26 protein-coding genes and 1 pseudogene are annotated in these 26,153 nt (G+C 39.3%); 16 read left to right on the top strand and 11 right to left on the bottom strand.

Features of this window, described 5'->3' with window-relative positions; translation table 11 throughout:
• Positions 1-77 precede the first annotated feature (77 nt).
• A complete protein-coding gene (locus tag DW640_RS03850) occupies positions 78-995 on the top strand; it encodes a HEPN domain-containing protein (protein WP_010537466.1) in 918 nt (305 codons plus the stop codon).
• Positions 996-1,049: 54 nt separating this feature from the next.
• On the opposite strand, the gene DW640_RS03845 is transcribed toward DW640_RS03850, so the two are convergent.
• The 8 genes and pseudogenes from DW640_RS03845 to DW640_RS03815 form a co-directional block, all read right to left on the bottom strand.
• A complete protein-coding gene (locus DW640_RS03845) occupies positions 1,050-2,105 on the bottom strand; it encodes an endonuclease/exonuclease/phosphatase family protein (RefSeq protein WP_008760485.1) in 1,056 nt (351 codons plus the stop codon).
• Between the two features lie 119 nt (positions 2,106-2,224).
• On the bottom strand, positions 2,225-2,578 hold the full coding sequence (locus DW640_RS03840) for a DUF1622 domain-containing protein (RefSeq protein WP_008766711.1): 354 nt from the start codon (positions 2,576-2,578) through the stop codon (positions 2,225-2,227).
• A 171-nt stretch (positions 2,579-2,749) separates the two neighbouring features.
• A complete protein-coding gene (locus DW640_RS03835; protein WP_109115152.1) occupies positions 2,750-4,033 on the bottom strand; it encodes a zinc-dependent metalloproteinase lipoprotein in 1,284 nt (427 codons plus the stop codon).
• Between the two features lie 114 nt (positions 4,034-4,147).
• The gene (locus DW640_RS03830) at positions 4,148-4,543 is read right to left on the bottom strand and encodes a hypothetical protein (protein WP_008760488.1); all 396 of its coding nucleotides are present in this window, start codon (positions 4,541-4,543) and stop codon (positions 4,148-4,150) included.
• Positions 4,544-4,681: 138 nt separating this feature from the next.
• Positions 4,682-4,894, bottom strand: coding sequence for a hypothetical protein (locus DW640_RS23915; RefSeq protein WP_008760489.1), 213 nt, complete (start codon positions 4,892-4,894; stop codon positions 4,682-4,684).
• A gap of 262 nt (positions 4,895-5,156) precedes the next feature.
• Positions 5,157-5,248: pseudogene (locus tag DW640_RS24370) on the bottom strand (GGGtGRT protein); the annotation flags it as partial.
• Positions 5,249-5,568: 320 nt separating this feature from the next.
• Entirely contained in the window at positions 5,569-6,579 is a 1,011-nt protein-coding gene (locus DW640_RS03820; protein WP_008760490.1) for a GGGtGRT protein, read from the bottom strand.
• 19 nt (positions 6,580-6,598) lie between these two features.
• Positions 6,599-7,300 (bottom strand): iron-sulfur cluster assembly scaffold protein, encoded by a 702-nt coding sequence (locus DW640_RS03815; RefSeq protein WP_005677723.1) that lies wholly within the window; start codon positions 7,298-7,300, stop codon positions 6,599-6,601.
• 238 nt (positions 7,301-7,538) lie between these two features.
• Between DW640_RS03815 and DW640_RS03810 the strand changes: the two genes are divergently transcribed.
• The 12 genes from DW640_RS03810 (at position 7,539) to DW640_RS03760 (ending at position 19,962) form a co-directional block, all read left to right on the top strand.
• Entirely contained in the window at positions 7,539-7,943 is a 405-nt protein-coding gene (locus tag DW640_RS03810) for an HsmA family protein (RefSeq protein WP_048693171.1), read from the top strand.
• Positions 7,944-8,703: 760 nt separating this feature from the next.
• Positions 8,704-9,204 carry a DMP19 family protein gene (locus DW640_RS03805; protein ID WP_055217545.1) on the top strand — a complete coding sequence of 167 codons (501 nt, stop codon included), beginning with the start codon at positions 8,704-8,706 and terminating at the stop codon, positions 9,202-9,204.
• An 8-nt stretch (positions 9,205-9,212) separates the two neighbouring features.
• A complete protein-coding gene (locus DW640_RS03800) occupies positions 9,213-10,937 on the top strand; it encodes a lipopolysaccharide assembly protein LapB (protein WP_072067107.1) in 1,725 nt (574 codons plus the stop codon).
• A gap of 187 nt (positions 10,938-11,124) precedes the next feature.
• Entirely contained in the window at positions 11,125-11,514 is a 390-nt protein-coding gene (locus DW640_RS03795) for a DUF3244 domain-containing protein (RefSeq protein ID WP_061474211.1), read from the top strand.
• A gap of 35 nt (positions 11,515-11,549) precedes the next feature.
• Positions 11,550-12,710, top strand: coding sequence for an ETX/MTX2 family pore-forming toxin (locus tag DW640_RS03790; RefSeq protein WP_061474210.1), 1,161 nt, complete (start codon positions 11,550-11,552; stop codon positions 12,708-12,710).
• 263 nt (positions 12,711-12,973) lie between these two features.
• Positions 12,974-13,729 carry a hypothetical protein gene (locus tag DW640_RS03785; RefSeq protein WP_061474237.1) on the top strand — a complete coding sequence of 252 codons (756 nt, stop codon included), beginning with the start codon at positions 12,974-12,976 and terminating at the stop codon, positions 13,727-13,729.
• A 32-nt stretch (positions 13,730-13,761) separates the two neighbouring features.
• Positions 13,762-14,307 carry a Yip1 family protein gene (locus tag DW640_RS03780; protein WP_008760494.1) on the top strand — a complete coding sequence of 182 codons (546 nt, stop codon included), beginning with the start codon at positions 13,762-13,764 and terminating at the stop codon, positions 14,305-14,307.
• A 9-nt stretch (positions 14,308-14,316) separates the two neighbouring features.
• Positions 14,317-14,769, top strand: coding sequence for an SsrA-binding protein (gene smpB, locus DW640_RS03775; protein ID WP_008760495.1), 453 nt, complete (start codon positions 14,317-14,319; stop codon positions 14,767-14,769).
• Positions 14,770-14,858: 89 nt separating this feature from the next.
• A complete protein-coding gene (gene metH, locus DW640_RS03770) occupies positions 14,859-17,606 on the top strand; it encodes a methionine synthase (protein WP_117577383.1) in 2,748 nt (915 codons plus the stop codon).
• A gap of 12 nt (positions 17,607-17,618) precedes the next feature.
• Positions 17,619-18,218: a nitroreductase family protein gene (locus tag DW640_RS03765; protein ID WP_016267982.1), complete on the top strand. Its 600-nt coding sequence runs from the start codon at positions 17,619-17,621 to the stop codon at positions 18,216-18,218.
• Positions 18,219-18,289: 71 nt separating this feature from the next.
• Positions 18,290-18,415: a symporter small accessory protein gene (locus tag DW640_RS24365; protein WP_008766705.1), complete on the top strand. Its 126-nt coding sequence runs from the start codon at positions 18,290-18,292 to the stop codon at positions 18,413-18,415.
• Positions 18,412-19,962: a sodium:solute symporter gene (locus DW640_RS03760; RefSeq protein WP_008760499.1), complete on the top strand. Its 1,551-nt coding sequence runs from the start codon at positions 18,412-18,414 to the stop codon at positions 19,960-19,962. Before DW640_RS24365 ends, DW640_RS03760 begins: the two co-directional genes overlap by 4 nt.
• A 94-nt stretch (positions 19,963-20,056) precedes the next feature.
• Here the strand turns inward: DW640_RS03760 and DW640_RS03755 are convergent, their stop codons facing one another.
• Together DW640_RS03755 and udk are read right to left on the bottom strand one after the other, a co-directional pair.
• Positions 20,057-21,445 carry a transporter substrate-binding domain-containing protein gene (locus DW640_RS03755; RefSeq protein ID WP_011107154.1) on the bottom strand — a complete coding sequence of 463 codons (1,389 nt, stop codon included), beginning with the start codon at positions 21,443-21,445 and terminating at the stop codon, positions 20,057-20,059.
• A gap of 17 nt (positions 21,446-21,462) precedes the next feature.
• Positions 21,463-22,080, bottom strand: a complete 618-nt coding sequence (gene udk, locus DW640_RS03750; RefSeq protein ID WP_008760501.1) for a uridine kinase — start codon at positions 22,078-22,080, stop codon at positions 21,463-21,465.
• 101 nt (positions 22,081-22,181) lie between these two features.
• On the opposite strand from udk, the gene DW640_RS03745 reads away from it, so the two are divergent.
• Both DW640_RS03745 and DW640_RS03740 read left to right on the top strand, forming a co-directional pair.
• Entirely contained in the window at positions 22,182-22,481 is a 300-nt protein-coding gene (locus DW640_RS03745) for a Dabb family protein (protein ID WP_008760502.1), read from the top strand.
• A gap of 15 nt (positions 22,482-22,496) precedes the next feature.
• Positions 22,497-24,551: a cytochrome c biogenesis protein CcdA gene (locus tag DW640_RS03740; protein ID WP_016267980.1), complete on the top strand. Its 2,055-nt coding sequence runs from the start codon at positions 22,497-22,499 to the stop codon at positions 24,549-24,551.
• 95 nt (positions 24,552-24,646) lie between these two features.
• Here DW640_RS03740 and DW640_RS03735 read toward each other — a convergent pair whose 3' ends face one another.
• On the bottom strand, positions 24,647-25,351 hold the full coding sequence (locus DW640_RS03735; protein ID WP_055299588.1) for a pirin family protein: 705 nt from the start codon (positions 25,349-25,351) through the stop codon (positions 24,647-24,649).
• A gap of 192 nt (positions 25,352-25,543) precedes the next feature.
• Here DW640_RS03735 and DW640_RS03730 point away from each other — a divergent pair, with 192 nt between their 5' ends.
• Positions 25,544-26,146, top strand: a complete 603-nt coding sequence (locus DW640_RS03730) for an RNA polymerase sigma-70 factor (RefSeq protein ID WP_008766239.1) — start codon at positions 25,544-25,546, stop codon at positions 26,144-26,146.
• Positions 26,147-26,153 lie beyond the last annotated feature (7 nt).

The following is a 26,153-nucleotide window of genomic DNA, read 5'->3' as shown; positions in this document are numbered from 1 at the left end:
GTGCCGCACGCATTGCGTATTATGATAAGATGATAGAGAAGGAAGAGCGTTATGCAACAAATAGATAGATTGTCATTATGAAAAGATCAATAAAACGTTTACCCAAACGCACACAGGAAGAGTTGGCAGTGCTGCAAGAACTGATATTGCAGTACCTTGTGAATGTACGTATGATTATCCTTTATGGGAGTTATGCACGTGGAGAATATGTCATTTGGGATGAAACATACGACGAACGAGGTGGACTTACTTACTACCAAAGTGACCTTGATATTCTGGTGATATGTGATACGGGCGATGCTGTTAAAGCAGAGAATCATGCGAACGCCTTTGTCGTTCCTAAGTATGATAAACGAATGGAAGGGAAGCGGCACCCGGCACCACCGCAAATCATTGTTGAAAGCACGACGACCGTTAATCGGGCTATAAGAAGAAAACATTATTTTTTTTATGAGATCATAAAAGATGGCATTCTATTATATGACGACGGCACGTTTCAGATTGGCAAACCTGAGAAGTTGCCGTATCGGGAAATTAAGCAATATGCGGAGGAAGAATATGCAGGATGCTTCGACATGGCAGAAAGTTTTTTAAGATCTGGACAGACTGCCAACAAAAGCAATGATTTAAAATACGGTTCGTTCGAATTGCATCAAGCTTGCGAACGTTACTACAAAGCCTATATGCTTGTCTATGGCGGCACTCGCCCTAAATCCCATAAATTGGAAGTGTTGGGCCCGATGGCTAAAAGCCGTTCACGAGGTTTCGCGAATGTATTTCCAGTTAATACTCCCGAAGATAGAGAAGCGTTTGATAAATTATGTCGGGCGTATATCGAAGCTCGGTACAACCGACTATTCACTGTCAGTGAAGAACAATACGAATACATGCTGGCACGAACGGAAGCATTGCGCGAGGTGACTATTCGGGAGTGTGCCGCACGCATTGCGTATTATGATAAGATGATAGAGAAGGAAGAGAATTCTCTGATTTGAAGCTTTGGAATTTTAGGGTGACGCACGATGAAAGTCACCCTACTCAATATACTATTACCGTTTCTTCCGAATCTTAAATGTAGCAAGATTACCTTTATGGTCGCTGGGCCAAATACAAGAAGGCGTCAGAATCTTATCTTTAGAATCATTTTCTGTTATTTTTCCCCGGACAACTGTTTCGGAGGGACCTACCAACTTGCTATTCTTCATGGAAAGCATCGACTCCAATGGATAATAATAAATGAAATCAATCCGGTCACGTTCGTCTGCCTCAGGCGCCCAAGCCAACTTTTCCAGTTTAGCCTCTTCTGCGAGTTTGTTTCCGGCTGGGAATGTAAAACCGGGATATCGAACTGTATTGGGATATTTTTCGCGATATGTATCTTTGAATCCTGCTTTGCTCAACATCATTGAGCAGTCCCAATGAATGACAGCCCCATTATGATCCCACAAATCCTTTGTATCTGCCTGCCAGTCTAAATGAGAGGGCTCATTAAAATCTCCTCCCATGATTATCGGGCGGCCTTGTTGAATGTCAGATTGTACTTCCTGAATAAAAGCACGGATGGTTTCATCCCGGAAAGACTGTCTGTTTGCTTTCAAGACTTCTTCTTCATCCGTTATCGGCTTATCCATTTTCTTCCAGGTAGTACCATTATATCCACGTGGCATATAGCATTGATAATGCCGGTAGTCCAAATGACAAGAATAGAAAGATACGGGTTGGCCTTCGATTGTTGCAACCATTTTCACCATAGCACGACCTTCGTCACCAGGTACGATGCAGCATTTGGTCCAACTGTCCGGCTTGAATTTACTCAAAACACCGATTGCAAGATCAAACGTTTCACCATAGTAATGTTTTCCTCTCTTCTCCAGCTCTTCGATCACATGAGGGATAAACTGTTTTCCGTCTCTGATTTCGCACAGAAAAACGACATCCGCATCCATCTGATCCAGTACATCAATAATGCCTTGATCTCCGTTGGGTACTTTAGTACATCCATGCCACAGGTTTAATTGGAAAACGGTAAAAGTGTCTTTCGCTTTTGCATGGCAAACATTGACCAGACAAAACAAGCAAAGTAATAATAGTAAGTTCTTTTTCATATCGTGTCCTTTATATTCTTTGGAATTTCAGTCATTGTGAAATTCATTGATATATTCCATACCATAGGTCATTAAGAATTCATGCAAAAGTAATACATTTTTTATTTATTCCAATCTATTTATGTGCTTTTTGAATTTTCTTCTTCGGCTAGTTCTTTTATTTCTTTATTCAGAAAGACTGATAATACAGTTCTTACTATAACTACACCTCCTAAAATAGCCAGTTCGTCTAAAGTCGGGTCTACTACGGTCTTTAGTATGTCTGATGCAATTAGAAATTCTAATCCCAATAAGAGGTAACTGCCGAAATCAGCTCTCAGCTGCCGGACATTATTGATGGTATAGGTTCCGTTGATCCGTTTGAATTCGTTACGGAGAAAAGCGATGAATCCTACGAATACTCCATAGGTTACAATCAATAAACTGATTACGCCAATGATGGTGGCCAGTATGTTTAAAAATGTCAGTAGCATCGTTTCATGATGTTTGGTTATATTGTAATAACAAGTTATCCTGTATAAAAGTTTTGTATTGTGATGTAGAAAACGGATAATTAGTTGTAATAGTCAAGACTTGTTCTGACATTTGACTACTATGGAGGAACAGTCGATGAAATACTTGCTGCCCCGTTTTAGCTGATTATGTTATTTCATTATACATATTGGCAAATTCAATCTGCCTTGTACGCCTCTGGTATCTATTCTGCTTTCTTTGGGACCTGGAATCAGTGGGCTATAGTTTAAGATATGGCGTATTCTTTTTCGTTGTTCTAAAGTTATTTCATTATAAAAGCAATATGCATAGTCCATAATGTTGTGTGCTTCATATTCTCCTTTTTCACAGCTATATCGTTTAGCTAAATCTTTTAATTGATATTTATTCTGCTTATCCAAATTGTTAAGCCATTGTTCATACTCACTACGGTTATAACTGGGAGTATCTTTGCAATAATCAGTATCGGTACACATTGAAGTGGTCCCTCCTTCTGAGAATACATGACGTAATCCTAAATAGTGTCCGAGTTCGTGTGCTAATGTTATTGCAGCATCGTTTTGATTAATTCTTTCATCTGTACTTTGCTCATAAATATATGAACTATTGATCGATATACAATATGGGAAACTCAAATTCTCTAAAGTGATCCACGAAGCTGATACCTGTTGAGTCCCTTCTAAAAAAAAGTTCTTTAAACTATATGGAAATGTAGATATGCCTAAAATCTGCGAATCCGTAAAAGGATATACCATTATGTTAATGTATTCATTGGGTTCCCATAGTAAAGATGTATATTTTCCTGTATTATCTCTCATAAACTTTTCGCAATCAATAGGAAGCTCATTAAATGGCACTCTTTCTACTCCAGGTTCTGGTAATGTGGTTCCATTCTTATCTTTGGTTGCTAATACAAATTCGAGATTTATATCAATTCCACACTTTTCAGATTGATAGAAATGGTTAGCTCGCACTAATACATCTTTTAAATGGTCTTCTTTTATATATTGATTTATGTCATTTTCGTTTTGATAAAGAACATGGAAAATAACGGGTAATTGATAGTGTATTTTATCTAAATCTGGATTAACTTCTCCTTTTTGTTGTGAAATCTTGATTGTTTGGTTTATCCCTTGGGCGGATATGATTAGATTAGTTTGTCTGTTTGCATGTTTGGTGTTAGCTAGAATTTTTATAGTAAGTATATCGTTTCCTTCTCCTTGATATTTGTCTGGTATGCACCAATCAGCTGAATTTGCGATGATCCATTCAGAATTAGATGTGATAGCAACAGTTATTTTCCCTCCGTTATTGTCGATGTTGCGGAAGATGTTTTGTGAAATTTCAAGTTTTATATCATCGATTTTCTCCGAATGATCACAGCTTGTGGCTAGAAATAGTAATGTAAAGAGAATAGTGTTATATACAATTTTCATAGCTTTTATTTATAAAAGCCGTAATTTCTCATTTTCAAGAAAAGGGAAATTACGGCTTTGGGATATTTGTAACCTTTACTGAATTTCTACTTTTACTGTAAAGATTGGTGGGCTTTAATCACGAGTTCCGGTAAAAGTGGTCATACTTCCTGCATTATTAAGGAAACTTATAGTCATTGCTTTACCTGTAACAGTTATGTTGATACCAGATGAGCTTTCGCTTGAAAGAATGTATTGATTGCCTTCTTTAGTAACATTGTAATTTTCACTACCGTTATCTGTGTAGAAGTCAGCGGTAACTTTTACTACAGAAGAAGATACTTTGGTAACAGTGACTACATATGCATCAGCTGTAACATTAGTTCCAACTTTGAGTTTACCTGTATAAACTCCTGCTATGCTGGCACTGAAATCACCAGACGTTTCATCATCATCATCTCCACATGATACAAATGACAGGCTTGATATAAGCACAATCATCAACATACTTAAAATTCTAAATTGTTTCATCTTTTTTGTTTTTAATGTGTAATCTTTTTAGTCATATACTTTGGTTGTCTTAAAAAACTTTGCAAAGATACATGCTCTTTAAACATAAATATCCTTTTAATTGTTGCTGTTTTATATACAAGGTTGTAGAAGATATTTCTATGTTCTGTTGTTATATATATCAGAATATATTTGGAAGAAATTGTATTCTAATATAATGGATATACGTAACAACAGTTCTGTATCTAAGCTCTGTCTTCTAAATATATTATATACATTAGTTCGATCGCAATAGAGTCGTCTTGCGAACCATGTGACCGAGCGTTCTTGGCGATGGAGCTCTTTTTCAATAATTTGTCCGATGTGTGTCATACTGGATTATTTTCGAGAGTTTATTTTATGTAATTCTTTATTTTCTAAAATTCTCTCTTTATATCCTCTTCTCTTTTTAATAATTTATGGATATTATTATCTCATTGCAAAGATATGTTATAAGCTGGTTCATGGTAAGAATTTGTTGTAGAGAACTAAACAACGATAGTGTAGATTATTTGTAACAATCATCATCTTTTTTATAAAAATAGGAGAGTGCCTTATAAAAAATACTCTCCTGTATAATAATAAGTAACTTTTATTACTTAGCTAAGGCCTGAGCTACGTTTACAGCGCAAGCCACAGTGCAACTTACCATTGGGGGGTACCAATTCCCAAGAATCCTATCATTTCGGCTTCTTGTAAACTATAGCAATCTGTTATTAATCAATACTATAATAGTTATTCATAAATGATTTGAGTTGGCAAAAGATATTAACTCTTCGATTTGCCCTCTCTCATAGCTTTCTGCTGGTTCAAGCGTTCCTGCTGCTTCTTTTGATTATGATTTTATGTAAATGTAGCTTTCATTGTATATAAATCTATCATTCAACAATTCTAAATGATAGGTGAGATAAGGTATCTAAAACTACCATCTACTTCAAATTACCACAAATAAAAAACTCCTGTAATCACATGGACTACAGGAGTTTATTTATATAATGTAACTTGAATTACTTAGCCAAAGCCTGAGCTACGTCAACAGCACAAGCTACAGTACAACCTACCATAGGATTGTTACCAATTCCCAGGAATCCCATCATTTCTACGTGAGCAGGAACTGATGAAGAACCAGCGAACTGTGCATCAGAGTGCATACGACCCATCGTATCTGTCATACCATAAGAAGCCGGACCAGCTGCCATGTTATCGGGGTGAAGAGTACGGCCTGTACCACCACCGGAAGCAACTGAGAAGTATGGCTTACCAGCCAATACACGTTCTTTCTTATAAGTACCGGCAACCGGGTGTTGGAAACGAGTCGGGTTAGTAGAGTTACCTGTGATAGATACGTCTACGCCTTCTTTCCACATGATAGCTACACCTTCGCGAACATCGTCAGCACCGTAGCATTTTACTTTTGCACGAGGACCGTCAGAGTAAGCGATTTCGCGAACTACTTTCAGCTCACCAGTGAAATAATCAAACTGAGTCTGAACATAAGTAAAACCATTGATACGAGAGATGATCTGAGCAGCGTCTTTTCCAAGACCGTTCAGGATGCAACGCAATGGCTCTTTACGTACTTTGTCTGCTTTTGCAGCGATTTTGATAGCACCTTCAGCAGCAGCGAAAGATTCGTGACCTGCAAGGAATGCGAAACATTTAGTTTCTTCGCGAAGCAACATAGCAGCCAGGTTACCATGACCGATACCAACCTTACGGTCGTCAGCTACAGAACCCGGGATACAGAATGCCTGCAAACCGATACCGATAGCTTCAGCAGCTTCAGCAGCGTTTGTGCAGTTCTTCTTAAGAGCAATTGCAGTACCTACAACGTATGCCCATTTTGCGTTTTCAAAACAGATAGGCTGAGTTTCTTCACACGTTTTATAAGGATCAAGTCCGGCAGCTTCGCAGATTGCGTTAGCTTCTTCGATGTCTTTGATGCCGTTAGCGTTCAAGGCTTCAATGATACCTTTGATACGACGGTCTTGGCTTTCGAATTTTACTTCTCTAATCATAGTTTCTTTCCTCCTTATATTATTCGTGACGTGGATCAATGTGTTTAACTGCTCCCTGTTCTGCTGTTACACGACCATAAGTACCTGTAACTTTCTTCAATGCTTCGTTAGCATCAGTTCCCTTCTTGATTTCATCCATGAATTTACCCATGTGAACGAATTCGTATCCACAGATTTCATCATTCTTATCCAAGAAGATATTTTTGATGTAACCTTCAGCCATTTCAAGGTAACGAGGACCTTTAGCCAAAGTACCATAAAGGGTACCTACCTGGCTGCGCAGACCTTTACCTAAGTCTTCCAGACCTGCACCGATAATCAAACCACCTTCAGAGAAAGCAGACTGAGTGCGTCCGTAAACGATTTGCAGGAAGAGTTCGCGCATAGCTGTGTTGATTGCGTCGCAAACAAGGTCAGTGTTCAGTGCTTCGAGGATTGTTTTACCCGGAAGGATTTCAGCAGCCATAGCAGCTGAGTGAGTCATACCGGAACATCCGATAGTCTCAACTAAAGCTTCCTGGATAACGCCTTCTTTAACATTCAGTGTCAGTTTACAAGCACCCTGCTGAGGAGCACACCAACCGATACCGTGTGTCAAACCTGAAATATCAACGATTTCTTTAGATTTTACCCATTTGCCTTCTTCGGGTATGGGAGCCGGTCCGTGGTTAGGACCCTTCTTTACAACACACATGTGTTCCACTTCGTGTGAATAAGTCATAATTAGCTCTTTTTTTTAGTGATATAATTAAAAATACGTAGTCACGATTCTCTAAATCGCCCACAAAGGTAGTCGATTTATTTGTTTCTGCAAATCGCCATATCTTACTTTTTTGTGAAAAGTGACAAATCCGTTTACGTTTTTTCTTCGTTTGCTAAGTCGGGATTGCATTTGTGAAAGATTACTATGCGTCGAACTATCTATTCGTTGCTTTGTTGTTATCTGAAATATAAATTTTATGGAACTGAATCAGGTAGATATACATTATTTGATAGCGGCAATCTGCGTTATTTCATCTGCATTGGTATTTTATACTATCGGTGTATGGGGAGAAAGGCTGCAAAAGAAACTGAAGTTATGGCATATTATTTTCTTTCTTTTAGGATTGGTGTCCGATGCAGTCGGAACCAGCCTGATGGAGCATATTGCCAAATTAACGCATTTGCATGATGAAATCCACACGGTAACGGGGACGATTGCCATTCTTCTGATGTTTGTACATGCTTCATGGGCGATATGGACTTATGTGAAGGGATCTGCCGAGGCGAAAAGGCATTTTAATCGTTTTAGTATCGTCGTTTGGTGCATTTGGTTAATACCTTATTTAATAGGTATGGCTATAGGAATGCATTTACATGCATAAATAGTTATATGTTTTTGCATTAGATAGACTTAAAAGAGTTCCTTCTTTCAGCTATCCCATGCAAAGAAAAAAATATTTTAGTCTCACGGTCTCACTGCTTTTGTGTAATCTGCATATAATTAGTATATTACAGAATGAGAGATACTTTTCAAATAGGTATCTCTCATCATTTTCTCCCTAGAATCGCTTCATTTCAGTCTATCTCTCACTCTTTTTTGGGGGTATCTCTCATTCCATTTCTTTGTCCTTTGCGTAAGTAGTTGCCGAATACATCTAGCATCTTGGTTGCTGTTTACTTGTTGTTTATATATTATGTTACTTATCTCTATGGCATTTGATGCCTTTATTCGTGTGTTATTTTACCGACATCTTCATCGTTCCACCCGGGTGAACCGATCGGTGTACCCTTGTAAACAGGTCTGCGCACCTAGGTGGACATGCTTGTTCACCTGGGTGGAACGATGAAGAACTCCCTTTGATAATGCGACAATAATAGTTGTAAAGCTGGTTATTATAGGGTTGTTTGCATACTATTGAACGGTAAAAGAAATGTGCTTAAAGGTTTTTCCGGGAAAGGGAAAGTATATCGGTATGCAATTATCTGGCGGATATCGGAAAGCAGAATGAGATACCCTGTTTTCATGGGTTTGAATTAAATTAATTCCGCCAACAGGTATGTTTTAGTGAGAATGTAGCGGTATTACTAGATAGATATAGAATAAAATTAGTAGCTTTGCTGAATAATTTATTGAACAAAGCTATGATAGAAGTTATGGAGTCCGCTTTACAGAAAGCTGCGGGCGAAGGAATGGATGAATTTATCCAGGTATTTACTGATAAATATAAGGAAGTAATCGGTGGTGAATTGACTGCTGACACAATGCCGTTGTTGACAGGTGAACAGCATTCATTGCTGGCTTATCAGATTTTTCGTGATGAAATAATGTTCGGCGGATTCTGTCAGTTGATTCAGAACGGTTATGGCGGATATATCTTTGATAATCCTTTTGCCAAGGTTATGCGTCTGTGGGGGGCGGAAGAGTTCTCTAAATTGGTATATAAAGCCAAGAAGATATATGATGCCAACCGGAAGGATCTGGAAAAGGAACGGACAGACGATGAATTCATGGCAATGTATGAGCAATATGAGGCTTTTGATGATTTGGAAGAGGCATATTTAGATATGGAGGAACAGGTTACTGCGCTGGTAGCAAGGTATGTAGACGAGCACCTGGAACTTTTTGCAAAAATAATAAAGTAAAGAATACATTGATAAAAATATTGATCTATATATTTTCTTTGTTATTGTTGGCATTTGTTGCTTTAATTGTTTTTTGTAATACTAAAGAAGAAAAAAACACCTTTCTGGTAAAAGTGGATTCTTTGATGGTAAATAATCCCGATTCAGCATTATTATTGTTGAAAGGTCAAAATATGGATAATGCAGAGGTAGCGGAAAAAGCTAAATATGCTTTATTATTAACACAAGCAGAGGATAAAAATTACATTTTACACACGAGTGATTCATTGATTAATATTGCAGTATGTTACTATGATTCAATTCAAGATACTGATTTATCGGCAAAGTCTCATTATTATTTAGGACGGGTTTACCAAGACTTGCAAAATGAAGCTGCGGCTGTGCGTGAATTTCTTGTATCATTGCCTTTCGCAGAAAAGAGTGGTAACAAAGATCTGCTTTGCTTGCTTTATGGGAATTTAGGGCAGATTTATTATCAACAAGATATGCTAAATAAGGCAGATTCTCTTTTTGTCTTGTCCTCTGATATTGCTGTACAGAAGAATGATTCTTTTAATTTATCTATGGCGTTAATAGCACGAGGAAATATTCGTTTGCAAAGTAAAAAGTATTCTGCAGCAATGGATTATTTTGAACGTGCTTTAGTTATTGCTGAAAATATACATAATGAAAATGCGCAGAGGATTGTATATAATTCGATAGCTGCTTTTTATGCTTCAATAGATTCTCCTCAAGAAAGTTTTGAGTATACAAAGAAAGGATTAGTTTGTGCAGAGGATTCTTTAAGTTCTGCAAGATTATTTTTGTTGCAAGGCAATGCTTTTGCAAATTTGGAAAAGTATGATTCTGCAGCATTTTATGTATTAAAAGGAATGAATACTAATGATTTGTATACGAAGGCGGCAGGGTATTTGCTATTGACCGATATAAAGGAAAGGGAAGGGGATGTAAATAAAGCCCTTTATTTTCAAAATTATTATATCAGGTGTCTTGATTCTTTAAAATTGAAAGGGGCAAACACACAAACCGCTATTTTGAAAGGGAATAGATGGATATATTGGGGGAAATATCATAAGCTTTTGAATGATTATAGATATTGTACTTATGGACTTTTGATATGCGTGTGCTTATTGATAATTTATTGGATAAATAGAAGGTATAGGTATTGTGATAAGATTAGGATGTTGACAAACAAAAAGGATGCTTTGGAGAGAGAAGTTGAATTGTTGTCTGTCATGCAAGATAATTTAAGGAAAAAGGAGCAAGAAATGAAGCTTCTTCAAGAGTTTGCAGGAAATATAGAACAAGATAAAGCTCGACTGTATATATTGACAAATCAAGTGCTTTTATTGAAAAAAGATAATAGAGAATATTTTCTAAAGTTGTTGGGCAATTCGAAAAGTTATAAGACGTTATTGTTGTTGCTTCAAAAGAAAAAAAATAATCAAAGATGTAAGGATGTGTTTTTGGAGAAAGATTGGGAGTCGTTATTACAGGATATAAATTATTTTTCGAATGGTTTCGTAGACAAATTAAAAGCACAAGCTAGCTTACTCACGAATCAGGATATTCGTTTTTGCTGTCTTTTTAAGATTGAACTTAGCTATTTAGAAATAGCTTTGGTTTTTGATCGTACATTGGATGCTATGTATAAAAGGCGTAATTCTATACTTTTAAAACTTCCTGATATATATAATACGCATTCTTTAGAAGATTATCTGAATTCTTTATGATATACTATCTTCTTTTATTTGCTGGTATTCTTATGAATATAATAATGCTATTTAGTTATGTGCTTTATTATTAATGGTTTATCTGCTATTTTTGACTCAGGGTTTTAACATAAAACTCTTATTCTTTTCTTTTGATTTTATATGCTTTCTTCTTACATTTGAGCATTCTAATCAATATCGAAAAGTTATGAAAAAGTTATTTCTTTTGTTACTAGTCTTCATCTTTACTTCATCTTTTACACCTCTTTATGAAGTAATTCTTTTAGGCCAATCGAAAGTGAAAAGAGAGGTGCCAGTGAAAGGTACTACTGGAGTTCCAATATTTCGTTCTCCTAATTATTCTCCTGTATATATATGTATATATGGTAATGTATTGTCTATTGATTGGAAGAAATCAATAGGGACTGTGTTCGTCCAAATTTTAAATTTGGATACGAATGAATTTGTTTTGTCGGATGATTACGATGCTGTGACGGGTGAAACAGTAGAAGTCTTTATAAAAAATGCAGGTCGTTATCAAATAATGATTACTTCAGAACTTTATAGTGGATATGGAGATTTTTTTGTTAATGAGTAGTTAGTCATATTGTTTAACTTTAAAAAAACACTATTATGAAAAAGATTATGTTTTTACTTAGTTTGATGCTAGTTCTTTTTTCATGTGAACAAGAGAATACATTATCAGAAATTAGTACTGATAATAATGAGAATGAAGTTCCTTTAACAAGGAACTCTAGTGATCTTACCCGTCCAATAGAACAACTTGATGGCATTCCTGTTAATATCAAATCAGTTTATTCTAAGAAATATTTAAGTGTTGTGTCTGATAATGGCAAGCTGGGGCTAGTAGATGAGGATGATGGTAGTCTCCGGCAAAGGTGGAATGTTAAAGTGTCTTATGCCCCGTTCGTTCCTTTTAAAGTATCTTCATTGTATAGATTCAACAATATTAATTCTCCTATGATAGCGTCTGGATATTTTGAAGGTAGCTATGGACTTTTTGTGGGTGAAACTATATTTGATCAAGGTACGGTTAACTTTTCGGCATTTGATCAATATAGCTATTATTTCACTACACTTCCTGAAGGTGGAATGCCTCCTTTTGGAACTCCAATTGATCCTCAAACGATAAAAATGTATGTGCAACCTGCTAGTATAACTAGTAATGATATTATTATTGATGATAAATATTATAAAGGGGACGAAATTAAATGGGAAATAATACCTGTGGATGAATTTCGAATAGAAAATATTAGTTATGAATTAACAACAGATGATAAGTTGTCTGTTGAACCTAAACAAATTGATGTAAAATGGTTGATAAATGATACAGATATACCGACTACGAGAACACTTGTCTTTCAAGGATCAGCTTCATGTGAGTCTACTTTTTCAGAAATGGTTGGATTGAAAATTACAGATAAAATATCTATGGATTTTAAAGTTGATATTCCAGAGTTTAAAGATGGAAGTTTTACGGGAGAAACAACAACAGAAGCTTCATGGAGTTATACTGTAGGTAAAAAAGAGACTCAAACTTATACTGTTTCTGAAACTATATCGCAGGAAGTACCAGCACATACTACAATAAAAGCTGAGATGATTGCTACTAAATATATAGCTACTATGACCTATGTTGCAAAATTGCATGGTATAAATTCAGGTAAAGATATTTATTTGAAAGGAAAGTGGAATGGCGTCATTGTACAGGAATCTAAACTCAAATTATCGCAGGAAGGGAAAATTATTAAAACTATAAAATTGAAGAAATAGTGGTGTAATGAGCTTTTGTTATAGGGAGAGTTATGTATGGTATACAAACAGCTCTTCCTATTTTTATATAACTTGGATATAGCATTTTATACTAGAAAGTAGACTTTTTTTGTATTTGTTATCTGATAGTCTTATTCCTTTGGAATATGTGACTGCTGAATTTTTGAAAAAAAAGAAAATTGTGATGCAGTATTTTTTAAGTCTTTGCATTTACTAATTATGAATTAGAATTTATATCTTTGCAAACTCTAAAAAATATGTTTATGAAACAAATGAAATTTTTACTGGTAGCTTTAATGACGGTTTTAATGGGGATGTCTGTTACTTCTTGTTTGAAAGGAGATGATAATAATACAGTAACGATGACTGTTCCAGTTAAGTATAATTATACCTCATTTCTGATGGGAGATGGAGTTACTAAGTTGGTGCCAAACAGTGAATTGGGAGTATTGAGTGGAACTATGTATATAATTTCTTGTCAATATGACCGATCACAAGTGACGAATAATACCACTAGTATTCCTGTAACTTTAATAGGTAACCCTGTTTGCATTGACCCAAAATCAGGAGAGTCTTTAACTTCACAAAAAATAGAACCTACAAATCCTCTTTATACATTGGACAAACAACGATCTAATTTAGACTATTTTGACAAAAATACGATCGTTCTGACAATGTCATATTGGGTGAAAGTAACAGGGTCTACTGTTGAAGAATCGGAAGTTAATAAACATTCATTCTCTCTTTATTATGATCCTGAAGAAATAAAAGAAGGTGATACAAGATTAACTTTGCATATTAGCCATCGTATTAATGACACGGATAAGGTAGATCGTAATAATTGGACTTATGCTTATAGAGCTTATTCGATAAGTAATGCACTTTATCAGTTTAAAGAGAAGAGTGGTAAATTGCCACAATACATAATATTGAAAGCTGAAACTAATACGTCGGAAGATAAACTGAAGACAGAAAATGGTGAAACTTCAGCTGAGTATGAATATCCGTTTAAAGAATAACATTGAACTACAAAGAATTATTTAATATAGCAATGAAATTGATTTCCTCTCCGGCCAAGGCCTGGGAGGAAATTTCTATGGAAGAGGATAGGCGAAAAGTTTTTATGGCTTTTGTCTATCCTATGATTGGTTTATGCGGTTTGTCCGTCTTTATCGGCTCTTTGCTGACGAATGGATGGGGAGGACCGCAAAGTTTTCAAATAGCTATGACCAATTGTTGTGCCGTAGCTGTGGCATTGTTTGGTGGTTACTTTCTGGCGGCCTATGCAATTAACGAAATGGGAGTAAGAATGTTTGGTATGCCTGCCAATGCTCCGTTGACACAACAGTTTGCCGGATACGCACTTGTTGTTCCCTTCTTGCTTCAGATTGTGACCGGACTTTTACCTGATTTTAGAATTATTGCCTGGCTATTTCAGTTCTACATTGTCTATGTAGTATGGGAAGGAGCTCCCATATTGATGCAAGTGGAGGAAAAAGTACGATTGAAATACACCCTTTTCTCATCAGTTTTGTTAATACTATGTCCGACGGTGATTCAAATTGTATTTAGTAAGTTGATAGCCATACTTAATTAATGTGTAAAGATGAAACAACCTTCTGTAAATATCAAGAATAAACGTGCTACATTTGACTATGAGTTGATGGATACCTACACGGCAGGTATCGTATTGACAGGCACGGAAATTAAATCCATTCGTTTAGGAAAAGCAAGTCTGGTGGATACGTTTTGTTATTTTGCGAAAGGCGAATTATGGGTAAAGAATATGCATATCGCCGAGTACTTCTATGGTTCGTACAATAATCATACAGCTCGTAGAGACAGAAAGTTGTTGCTTAATAAGAAAGAATTGGAGAAAATTCAACGGGGAATGAAAGACCCCGGTTTTACTACCGTTCCTGTGCGTTTGTTTATCAACGAAAAAGGTTTGGCGAAACTGGTCGTTGCTTTGGCGAAAGGTAAAAAACAGTACGATAAACGGGAATCAATTAAAGAAAAAGATGACCGCAGAGACATGGCCCGAATGTTTAAGCGATAAGATGGCTTTATAGCGTAATAGTAAGATAAGATCGTGATAGGTCTAAGATAGGCAGAGTGACAATTAGGTGTTAATGTAATAAGGTAAGAATGAAAAAGACAATTTCTCAGATTGTATCCGAGCGTATTCTGATTCTGGATGGCGCAATGGGCACAATGATCCAACAATATAATCTTAAAGAAGAAGATTTTCGTGGTGAACGTTTTGCGCATATTCCCGGTCAGTTGAAGGGGAATAATGATTTGTTGTGTCTGACTCGCCCCGATGTCATTCAAGATATCCATCGTAAATACCTGGAAGCAGGTGCGGATATTATCGAGACCAATACATTCAGTTCTACAACTGTCTCAATGGCGGATTATCATGTAGAAGAATATGTGCGCGAAATCAATCTTGCCGCTACCAGACTGGCACGTGAACTGGCGGACGAATATACGGCAAAGAGTCCGGATAAACCGCGTTTTGTTGCAGGCTCCGTTGGACCTACTAATAAAACCTGTTCTATGAGCCCGGATGTGAACAATCCGGCGTTTCGTGCCTTGTCTTATGACGAACTGGCTGCCTCTTACCTGCAGCAAATGGAAGCCATGCTGGAAGGTGGGGTGGATGCCATTCTTATCGAAACCATATTTGATACGCTGAATGCGAAAGCTGCCATCTTTGCAGCCGGACAGGCTATGAAGGTGACAGGAATAGAAGTCCCTGTTATGTTGTCTGTGACGGTATCCGATATCGGCGGACGTACATTGTCCGGACAGACTTTGGAAGCTTTCCTTGCTTCTGTGCAGCATGCCAATATATTTTCAGTCGGATTGAATTGCTCCTTTGGTGCCCGTCAGTTGAAGCCTTTTCTTGAACAGTTGGCTTCGCGTGCACCTTATTATATCAGTGCTTATCCTAATGCGGGCCTTCCGAATAGTCTGGGGAAATATGATCAGACTCCCGCAGATATGGCTCATGAAGTGAAGGAGTATATTCAGGAAGGATTGGTTAATATTATCGGTGGTTGTTGTGGTACGACAGATGCCTACATTGCAGAATATCAGGCACTGATAGCAGGTGCCAAACCTCATGTTCCGGCACCCAAACCGGATTGTATGTGGCTTTCCGGACTCGAACTGCTGGAAGTGAAACCGGAAATCAACTTTGTGAATATAGGTGAGCGTTGCAACGTAGCAGGCTCACGCAAGTTTCTTCGTCTGGTTAATGAAAAGAAATATGATGAAGCCCTTTCCATAGCTCGTCAGCAAGTAGAAGACGGAGCTTTGGTTATTGACGTTAATATGGATGATGGTCTGCTGGATGCCCGGACTGAGATGACTACTTTTCTGAATCTCATCATGTCCGAACCGGAAATAGCCCGTGTACCTGTTATGATCGACTCTTCCAAATGGGAAGTGATCGAAGCCGGATTGAAATGCCTGCAAGGAAAATCAATCGTAAACTCGATCTCTCTGAAGGAAGGGGAGGAAGTATTTCTGGAGCATGCCCGGATCATCAAGCAATATGGAGCGGCAACTGTCGTGATGGCTTTTGATGAAAAAGGACAGGCGGATACTGCTGCCCGCAAGATAGAAGTGTGCGAACGTGCATATCGTCTGCTGGTTGATAAAGTTGGATTCAATCCTCATGATATTATTTTCGACCCGAATGTGCTTGCGGTGGCTACAGGAATCGAAGAGCATAACAATTACGCCGTAGACTTTATAGAAGCTACCGGATGGATCAGGAAGAATCTTCCCGGTGCACACGTCAGCGGCGGAGTGAGTAATCTTTCTTTCTCTTTCCGTGGCAATAATTATATTCGTGAAGCAATGCATGCGGTATTCCTTTATCATGCCATCCAGCAAGGGATGGATATGGGAATCGTCAATCCGGGAACTTCCGTACTCTACAGTGATATTCCTGCAGATACGCTGGAAAAGATAGAGGACGTTGTATTGAATCGTCGTCCCGATGCTGCCGAGCGTCTGATAGAACTGGCGGAAGCATTGAAAGAAACGATGGGCGGTACTTCCGGTCAGGTAGCTGTGAAGCAGGATGCATGGAGAGAAGAATCCGTACAAGAGCGTTTGAAATATGCTTTGATGAAAGGAATCGGTGATTATCTGGAACAGGATTTAGCGGAAGCTTTACCTTTATATGATAAAGCTGTAGATGTAATTGAAGGTCCGTTGATGGATGGAATGAATTATGTCGGCGAGCTTTTTGGCGCAGGAAAAATGTTCCTGCCTCAGGTCGTGAAGACTGCCCGTACTATGAAGAAAGCCGTAGCTATACTGCAACCGATCATTGAATCAGAAAAAGTGGAAGGATCATCTTCTGCCGGAAAAGTTCTGCTTGCCACCGTAAAAGGGGATGTGCACGACATCGGAAAAAATATAGTTGCCGTCGTAATGGCGTGCAACGGTTATGATATAGTTGACTTGGGAGTGATGGTTCCGGCAGAAACCATTGTTCAGCGTGCCATTGAAGAAAAAGTGGATATGATCGGTTTGAGTGGTCTGATCACACCTTCTCTGGAAGAGATGGCTCATGTGGCTGTCGAACTGGAGAAAGCCGGACTGGATATTCCGCTGCTGATTGGCGGGGCCACTACTTCAAAGATGCATACAGCACTGAAGATCGCGCCTGTGTATCATGCACCGGTTGTACATCTGAAAGATGCTTCTCAGAATGCCAGTGTTGCCTCCCGGCTGTTGAATTCGCAGATGAAAGCCGAACTGATTAATGAGTTAGATGCAGAATATCAGGCACTTCGTGAGAAGAGCGGACTATTACGCCGTGAAACAGTATCGTTGGAAGAAGCCCAGAAAAATAAGTTAAACCTATTTTAAAGACTTGTCACAATGAAAAAGATTTTTTCTTTCTTGTGTATGTTCATGGCAATGACTGCTATGATCTCGTGTTCTTCCTCAAAAGAGGAAAAAGGAACAACCGGCACCGGAAATGCCGCTTTGGATAATATCTTTGAGCGTAAGAGTGTGCGTACTTACTTGAATAAAGGTGTAGAGAAAGAGAAAATTGATTTAATGCTTCGTGCTGGAATGTCTGCTCCATCGGGAAAGGATGTTCGTCCCTGGGAGTTTGTGGTTGTTTCCGACCGTGCGAAACTGGATTCGATGGCGGCGGCTCTTCCTTATGCCAAAATGTTGACACAAGCCCGTAATGCGATTATTGTCTGTGGTGATTCTGCCCGTTCTTTTTATTGGTATTTAGACTGTTCTGCTGCAGCACAGAATATTTTGCTGGCTGCTGAAAGTATGGGGCTGGGTGCTGTATGGACAGCTGCTTATCCGTATGAAGATCGTATGGAAGTCGTTCGCAAATATACCCACCTGCCCGAGAATATTCTTCCTCTTTGTGTCATTCCTTTCGGCTATCCTGCAACAAAAGAGCAGCCGAAACAGAAATATGACGAGAAAAAGATACATTATAATCAGTATTAGTAAACAAAAGTTTTGTCTTTTCAATAAATTCCTTACATTTGCGACTTAATTGATTAAAATCTGATACGCAAATGTTTGGAATAGATGACCCTTTTATAGTCTTGCCATATATCCTATCAGTGATATGTGTGATTTTTGCTGCCTGGTTTGGGCTGAAATATTGGAATAAGGACGACGATAAAGACGAAACGCGATGAATACATTTACTCTTGGCTTGATTGTGATAGCTTATCTGCTGTCATTGGCCTACCTCGGTTTTTTAGGATATAAGAAGACTACGAATACCAGTGATTATCTGGTGGGCGGACGTCAGATGAATCCGATAGTGATGGCGCTTTCTTATGGTGCTACGTTTATCTCTGCGTCTGCTATAGTTGGTTTTGGCGGAGTAGCGGCTGCTTTCGGTATGGGTATTCAGTGGCTGTGTTTCCTCAATATGTTTGTCGGGGTAGTTATCGCCTTCATATTCTTCGGCTTGCGTACGCGGCGCATGGGAGCAAAACTGAATGTCAGCACTTTTCCGCAGTTATTAGGCCGTCATTTTCGTTCCCGTAATATACAGGTGTTCATTGCAGCCGTCATATTTATAGGCATGCCGCTGTACGCTGCTGTGGTGATGAAAGGGGGCGCTGTATTTATTGAACAGATTTTTCAGATTGATTTTAATATATCTCTGCTGATATTTACGTTAGTCATTGCTGCGTATGTGATTGCAGGAGGAATGAAGGGGGTGATGTATACGGATGCTTTACAGGCAGTTATCATGTTTGGCTGTATGTTGTTCCTGTTGTTCTCTTTGTATCAGGTGCTTGGCATGGGTTTTACGGAAGCAAACAAGGAATTGACAAATATAGCCCCTCTGGTTCCGGAAAAGTTCAAGGCATTGGGGCATCAGGGATGGACCGCAATGCCTGTGACAGGTTCTCCGCAGTGGTACTCATTGGTTACCTCTCTTATTTTGGGAGTAGGAATCGGTTGCCTTGCACAGCCTCAGTTGGTGGTACGTTTTATGACGGTAGAAAGTAGCAAACAGTTGAATCGTGGCGTATTTATCGGTTGTTTTTTCCTGATTATAACGGTAGGAGCTATCTATCATGCCGGTGCATTAAGCAATCTTTTCTTCTTGAAGACAGAAGGAGCCGTTGCTACGGAAGTGATACAGGATATTGATAAAATCATTCCTTATTTCATCAATAAAGCTATGCCGGACTGGTTTGCCGCTTTGTTTATGCTCTGTATCCTTTCTGCAAGTATGTCTACGCTTAGTTCTCAGTTCCACACAATGGGAGCATCGGTTGGTTCTGACATTTATGGTACTTATAAACCCCGTTCTCGTGGCAAATTGACAAATGTGATTCGTTTGGGAGTACTTTTCTCTATTTTGGTCAGCTATATTATTTGCTATATGCTGCCTCACGATATTATCGCCCGCGGAACTTCTATTTTCATGGGTATCTGTGCTGCTGCATTTCTTCCTGCCTACTTCTGTGCATTGTACTGGAAGAAAGCGACGAAACAGGGAGTAATGGCAAGTCTCTGGGTAGGAACTTTAGGCAGTGCTTTTGCACTAATATTCCTTCATCAGAAAGAAGCTGCCGCAATGGGAATATGTAAATTCCTGTTTGGCAAGGATGTATTGATTGAGACATATCCGTTTCCGGTAATTGACCCTATTCTCTTTGCATTACCATTGTCTATACTGGCTATTGTTGTGGTTAGCCTTTTGACGGGCAGAAACAAGTAGTAAATAAGTAATAGGTAATAAGTAATAGGTAATAAGCCGTGCGGATACACTATTGATAAGCTACGGTTATTACCTATTACCTGATACTTATTACTTATTTTATCTTTTTTTTGTACGATTCGAACCGGGACTGAATATCACGTACGAAGTTGAACGTTTCTATGCCACGGAAATATCCATTTTTACAAACAGGATCGGTGAAGTATTCCTCATTGCTTTTGAGCAGGATGAAGTTTTCGACGTTGTCTTTCCATACGAGGTTATTCTTTCCGTATTTTTTTGCTAATGCCATGGCGTCGTAGATATGTCCTAGGCCGGCATTGTAAGAAGCCAGTATGAAGTTGAGCCGTTCCTGTTTGTCAGGGATCATATTGAAACTTCGGTCTGTGGCGGCAATGTATTTAACGGCTGCTTTTATACTTTCTTCCGGGTTTTGTTCTTTACCTGCGGGTACGCCCATTGCGCGTGCAGTGGCAGGCATCAATTGCATCAATCCTTTGGCTCCTGCCCAAGATACGGCTGTTGTGTCAAAGTTTGATTCTGTATAGGCGAGGGATGCCAGCATTCGCCAGTCCCATCCGATCTCTTGGGCGTATTTCTTGAATAAATCGTCGTAATGTGATATTTTTCCTTCTTTAAGTGAAAGGATGGGGGAGTGTGGCATCATTTTACTATTCTCGAAGTAACGCTTCATACTTGCCGTATAGGCAGGAGAGGTCATATTTTCTTTATGCCAGTTTGTGGCGGCGGCTGCCAGTTCGGGACTGTCTTTTCGCACAGCCCATGAAGAACGCTGGTCAAAACTGATAGAAAGATCGATATTCAGATTGGGATAGTAAGTTTTATTCAGTTTGGCTAAATCATTATCGGCTACGGTATAGGGAATCTTACCTTGTGCTACCTGGGTGATTAAGTCTTCCGCGGTAACGCTATCTCCCGTTATCTTATGAATATGGATACCACCTCCCAGTTCGTTGTTCAGATTCACGAGGCGATCGTAATATTTGCCTGGTTTGACATATATATCTTTGCCGATAAGTTCCGTTACATCTTTCAATGGTTTATGCTTTCCATTTCCTTGCTGGACGATAACCTGATGGGTGATTATGTCTTCTCCGCAATACAAAAGGCTGTCTTTCCATTCTTTGGTAATCGGCAGGTTGTAGGCGATCATATCTCCTTCGCCTGACTGTAATTTCTGAATCAATTCACGGACATTTCTGGCTACCTCGATTCTGAGTTTCAGTCCCAGACTTTTAGCGAACTGTTCACTGAGTTCGTATTGGAATCCCATTTCCTGTCCGCGATAAATGAAATATGAAGTAGAGCTATAGAGTGTCAGCACAACCAGTTCTCCACTGTCTTTAATCTGTGGAAGATCGTGTGCTGTTTCATTCTTTTCGGTATGATGTTTGTTCCGGCATCCGAATACACAGCACAAAAGTATAAGAAACAAGGGGAGGATCAGTGTCTTGGCACTCATTCTGAACTCTTTATCTTTCATTCTTCATTTTTCAAATGTTTCTTGATATACATTGTTAATATATCGATAGCTACTGCATTGCTGCCGCCTTCTGGAACGATAAGGTCCGCATAGCGTTTGCAGGGTTCTATGAATTGCAGGTGCATCGGTTTCAGAACACGGGTATAGCGTTCCATGACAGCTTCCGCTGTCCGTCCTCTTTCGATGACATCCCTTTGGATGACACGTATCAGGCGTTCATCGGGATCGGCATCTACAAATATCTTTAGATCCATCATATTGCGTAGCTTCTTGTCGCACAAGGCAAGGATACCTTCAATAATGACGACTTCACGAGGCTCGATGTGGATGGTTTCCGGTTGGCGGGTACAAGTCAGATAAGAATAGGTCGGTTGCTCGATGCTTTTTCCTTCTTTCAGCATCATCACATGTTTGGAAAGCAAGCTCCATTCAAAAGCATCCGGATGGTCAAAGTTGATATTCTGACGTTCTTCAACCGGCACGTGACTACTGTCTTTGTAGTATGAATCCTGAGGTAATAGTACTACTTCTCCAACGGGGAGGCTTTCTATTATTTTTCGTACGACGGTGGTTTTTCCGGAGCCCGTTCCACCTGCTATTCCTATTATTAACATCTCTTTATAGTGTTATTTGAACCAAATAGAGTAATTTTGCATTAGTAATGTAATGCATTGACAAGACAAATATAGAAACAATTCATTAAAATAACAACGTAATGGTGAAACACATTGTATTATTTAAGTTAAAAGACGAAGTTCCCGAAGCGGAGAAACTCGTAGTGATGAATAAATTTAAGGAAGCTATCGAAGCGCTCCCCGCTAAGATTTCAGTGATCCGTAAGATTGAAGTCGGACTGAATATGAATCCGGGAGAGGCTTGGCATATAGCTCTCTATAGCGAATTTGACACGCTGGAGGATGTGAAGTTCTATGCAACACACCCTGATCATGTGGCAGCCGGAAAGATTATAGCTGAAGCAAAGGACAGTCGTGCATGCGTGGATTATGAATTATAACCCCCAATAATGAAAATGAGAAAATTAATTTCTTTTCTGCTTTTAAGCTTTGTAGCCTATACATTGCAGGCGCAGATTAAAGATCCGGTAAAGTTTAAAACAGAACTGAACTCTCTTTCTGATACAGAAGCGGAGATCGTGTTTACGGCTGCCATTGACAAAGGGTGGCATGTTTATTCTACCGATCTTGGAGACGGAGGACCTATTTCTGCCACATTTAATGTGGAGAAGAAGTCTGGTGTAGAACTGGTAGGTAAATTGAAGCCTGTCGGCAAGGAAATAGCTACTTTCGACAAACTGTTCGAAATGAAAGTGCGCTATTTCGAGAATACTGCCAAATTCGTGCAGAAAGTGAAGCTGACTGGTGGAGCTTATGCGATAGAAGGTTATCTGGAATATGGAGCCTGCGACGATGAGAGTTGTCTGCCTCCGACAGAAGTTCCTTTTAAGTTTTCGGGTGAAGCAAAGGCCGGAACTACGGCTGCTCCTGTAGCCAAAGCTGATAAGCCGGAGACAAAAGAGGCGGAAGAAGTAACTGCTCCTGCTGCGTCCAAAGACTCTGCTGCAATGATGGAACTGGTTCCTGCTTCTGCTACGGATGCAAATGCCGATATTCAACCAGCTGTAGCTTCCGGTGACCTTTGGCGTCCGGTAATCAGTGAATTGCAGGCACTGGGCGAGGAACATACTCAGGGAGATATGTCCTGGATTTATATTTTCGTGACAGGTTTCCTGGGTGGATTGCTGGCTCTGTTCACTCCTTGTGTATGGCCTATTATCCCGATGACAGTCAGTTTCTTTCTGAAACGTAGCAAAGATAAGAAGAAAGGTATTCGTGATGCGTGGACTTATGGTGCTTCCATTGTCGTTATTTATGTGGCATTAGGATTGGCTATCACACTGATATTTGGTGCCAGTGCGCTCAATGCTTTATCGACGAATGCTGTCTTTAATATCCTTTTCTTCCTGATGCTGGTAATCTTTGCCGCTTCATTTTTTGGAGCGTTTGAGATTAGATTACCGTCAAAGTGGGGCAATGCGGTAGATAGTAAAGCGGAATCGACTACCGGTCTGCTGAGTATCTTCCTGATGGCATTTACACTTTCACTGGTATCTTTCTCTTGTACAGGTCCGATTATCGGATTCCTGCTTGTACAGGTTTCTACTACAGGAAGCGTGGTGGCCCCGGCTATCGGTATGTTGGGTTTTGCCATTGCATTGGCATTGCCGTTCACACTCTTTGCTCTGTTCCCGTCATGGCTGAAGTCTATGCCGAAGTCGGGCGGATGGATGAATGTGATCAAAGTGACGTTAGGATTTCTGGAACTGGCATTTGCGCTTAAATTCCTGTCGGTTGCCGATCTGGCTTATGGCTGGAGATTACTCGACCGTGAAACCTTCCTCGCTCTGTGGATTGTCATTTTTGCATTGCTGGGTTTCTATTTGCTTGGTAAAATCAAGTTTCCGCATGACGATGATGACAATAAGGTGGGAGTGACTCGTTTCTTTATGGCACTTATTTCTCTGGCGTTTGCCGTATATATGGTTCCCGGTTTGTGGGGAGCTCCGTTAAAAGCCGTAAGTGCTTTTGCTCCTCCTATGCATACGCAAGACTTTAATCTGTATAAGAATGAAGTACATGCGAAATTTGATGACTACGATCTGGGTATGGAGTATGCACGTCTGAATGGCAAACCAGTGATGCTTGACTTTACAGGCTATGGATGCGTGAACTGTCGTAAGATGGAAGCCGCTGTATGGACGGACCCGAAAGTGAGTGATCTGATTAATAATGATTATGTGCTGATTACTCTGTATGTGGATAATAAAACTCCGTTGACCGAACCTGTGAAAATCGTAGAGAACGGTAAGGAACGTACTTTGCGTACAGTCGGTGATAAGTGGAGCTATCTGCAACGTGTGAAGTTTGGTGCTAATGCACAGCCTTTCTATGTATTGCTGGATAATCAGGGAAGTCCTTTGAATAAGTCTTATGCTTACGATGAAGACATTCCCAAATATATTGAATTCCTGCAAACTGGACTGGAGAATTATCGGAAGGAAAAATAATCCGAAGATATAACTATCAATGAGAAGCGGTCTCACTCTGTAGAGTGGGACCGCTTCATTTAAATAGAATAGAATAAAACTAGAAATAATGTTTTTTACATGGGTACTTCCATTACCAGAAGTTTGGTCCCTTTAGTAGCACGGATAGAGAAGCTTTTGGTATCCCATATTCCGATGCCGTCACGTTTGGCCAGATGTTCATCGGCCACGCTGATCTCTCCTTCTATCACAAACAGATAAGCTCCGTTACCTTCCTGATGCATACAATATTCGATGGTTCTTTCCGTATCGAAGTCTCCCATAGAGAACCAGGCATCCTGTTTGATGGAGGCCGGTGTCTTGCCGTTCGGTGAAATGATCAGAGATAACTCGTTCGGTTTCAGCAGCGGACGTATATCGAAATTGTTATATTCGGGTTTCGTATTCTCGATTCGGGGGAATACCCATATTTGCAGGAATTCCAATTGTTTTTCCTTGCTGTCGTTATACTCACTATGATAGATACCACTGCCCGTACTCATCACTTGGATATCACCGGGAGTAATCGTTTTCGTATTTTGTACACTGTCGCCATGTCTCAGATACCCTTTCAACGGAATGGAAATTACTTCCATATTTTTATGTGGATGAGTATCAAATCCCATCGACGGGTCTACACTGTCATCATTCAGCACTCGCAAGGCTCCGAAATGGATTCTTTCCGGATTGTAATAGTTAGCAAAACTGAATGTGTGGTGGGTTTTGAGCCAGCCATGATTAAAATAGCCTCTTGATGAAGCTCTGTCGATTACTTTTTTCATAATCTTCCTTTCTTTTTTATAGAACTTTGTTGTGTGCTTTGTTCGCACTTTTATAATAGGACAACAATTAAAGAGTACACAAAGTTCTCGGCCGGAAACTCAATAAGAAAGAAGGTTATTTTTTTATTTCAGAAAAAATACATACGTTTGTAACATCATAACAATACCTTTGTGCCCAAAAGTAAAGAAAATATGTACGCAACAGACACGCTTATGGACGAACGGGAGTTAGTTCTCCGTCTGATAGACGGCGATGAGGATGCCTTTTGCGAACTCTATGCCGCCTATAAGAATCGCTTGCTGTATTTTGCGATGAAGTTCGTCAAATCTCGTGAGTTTGCCGAAGATATTTTTCAGGACGCGTTTACGGTTGTATGGCAAAGCAGGCGTTTTATCAATCCGGATGCGTCTTTCTCATCCTATTTATATACGATTGTACGCAATCGTATCCTTAATCAGATACGGGATATGGCGAATGAAGATAAGTTGAAAGAGCATATCCTTTCTCATGCGGTTGATTCGGCCAATGAAACGAATAATAAAATATTGTTCGATGATTTGAAGGATGTCCTTAGCCGTGCATTGGAACAATTGACTCCCCGTCAGCGTGAAGTCTTTAATATGAGCCGAGATTTACAGATGTCCCATAAAGAAATTGCGGAAGCGCTGGGAGTCTCTGTCAATACCGTACAGGAGCATATTTCTGTTTCGTTGAAAGTGATTCGTGCCTACTTGACTAAATATTCGGGTACTTCTGCTGACATATTGCTGATTCTACTTTGTCTGAATTTATAATAAATGT

Origin of the sequence: Bacteroides sp. AM23-12, assembly GCF_003434395.1 — a bacterium.
GTDB lineage: Bacteria > Bacteroidota > Bacteroidia > Bacteroidales > Bacteroidaceae > Bacteroides > Bacteroides thetaiotaomicron.
Note: the sequence above shows the minus strand (reverse complement) of the source record. Positions and strands in the feature narration are given on the sequence as shown.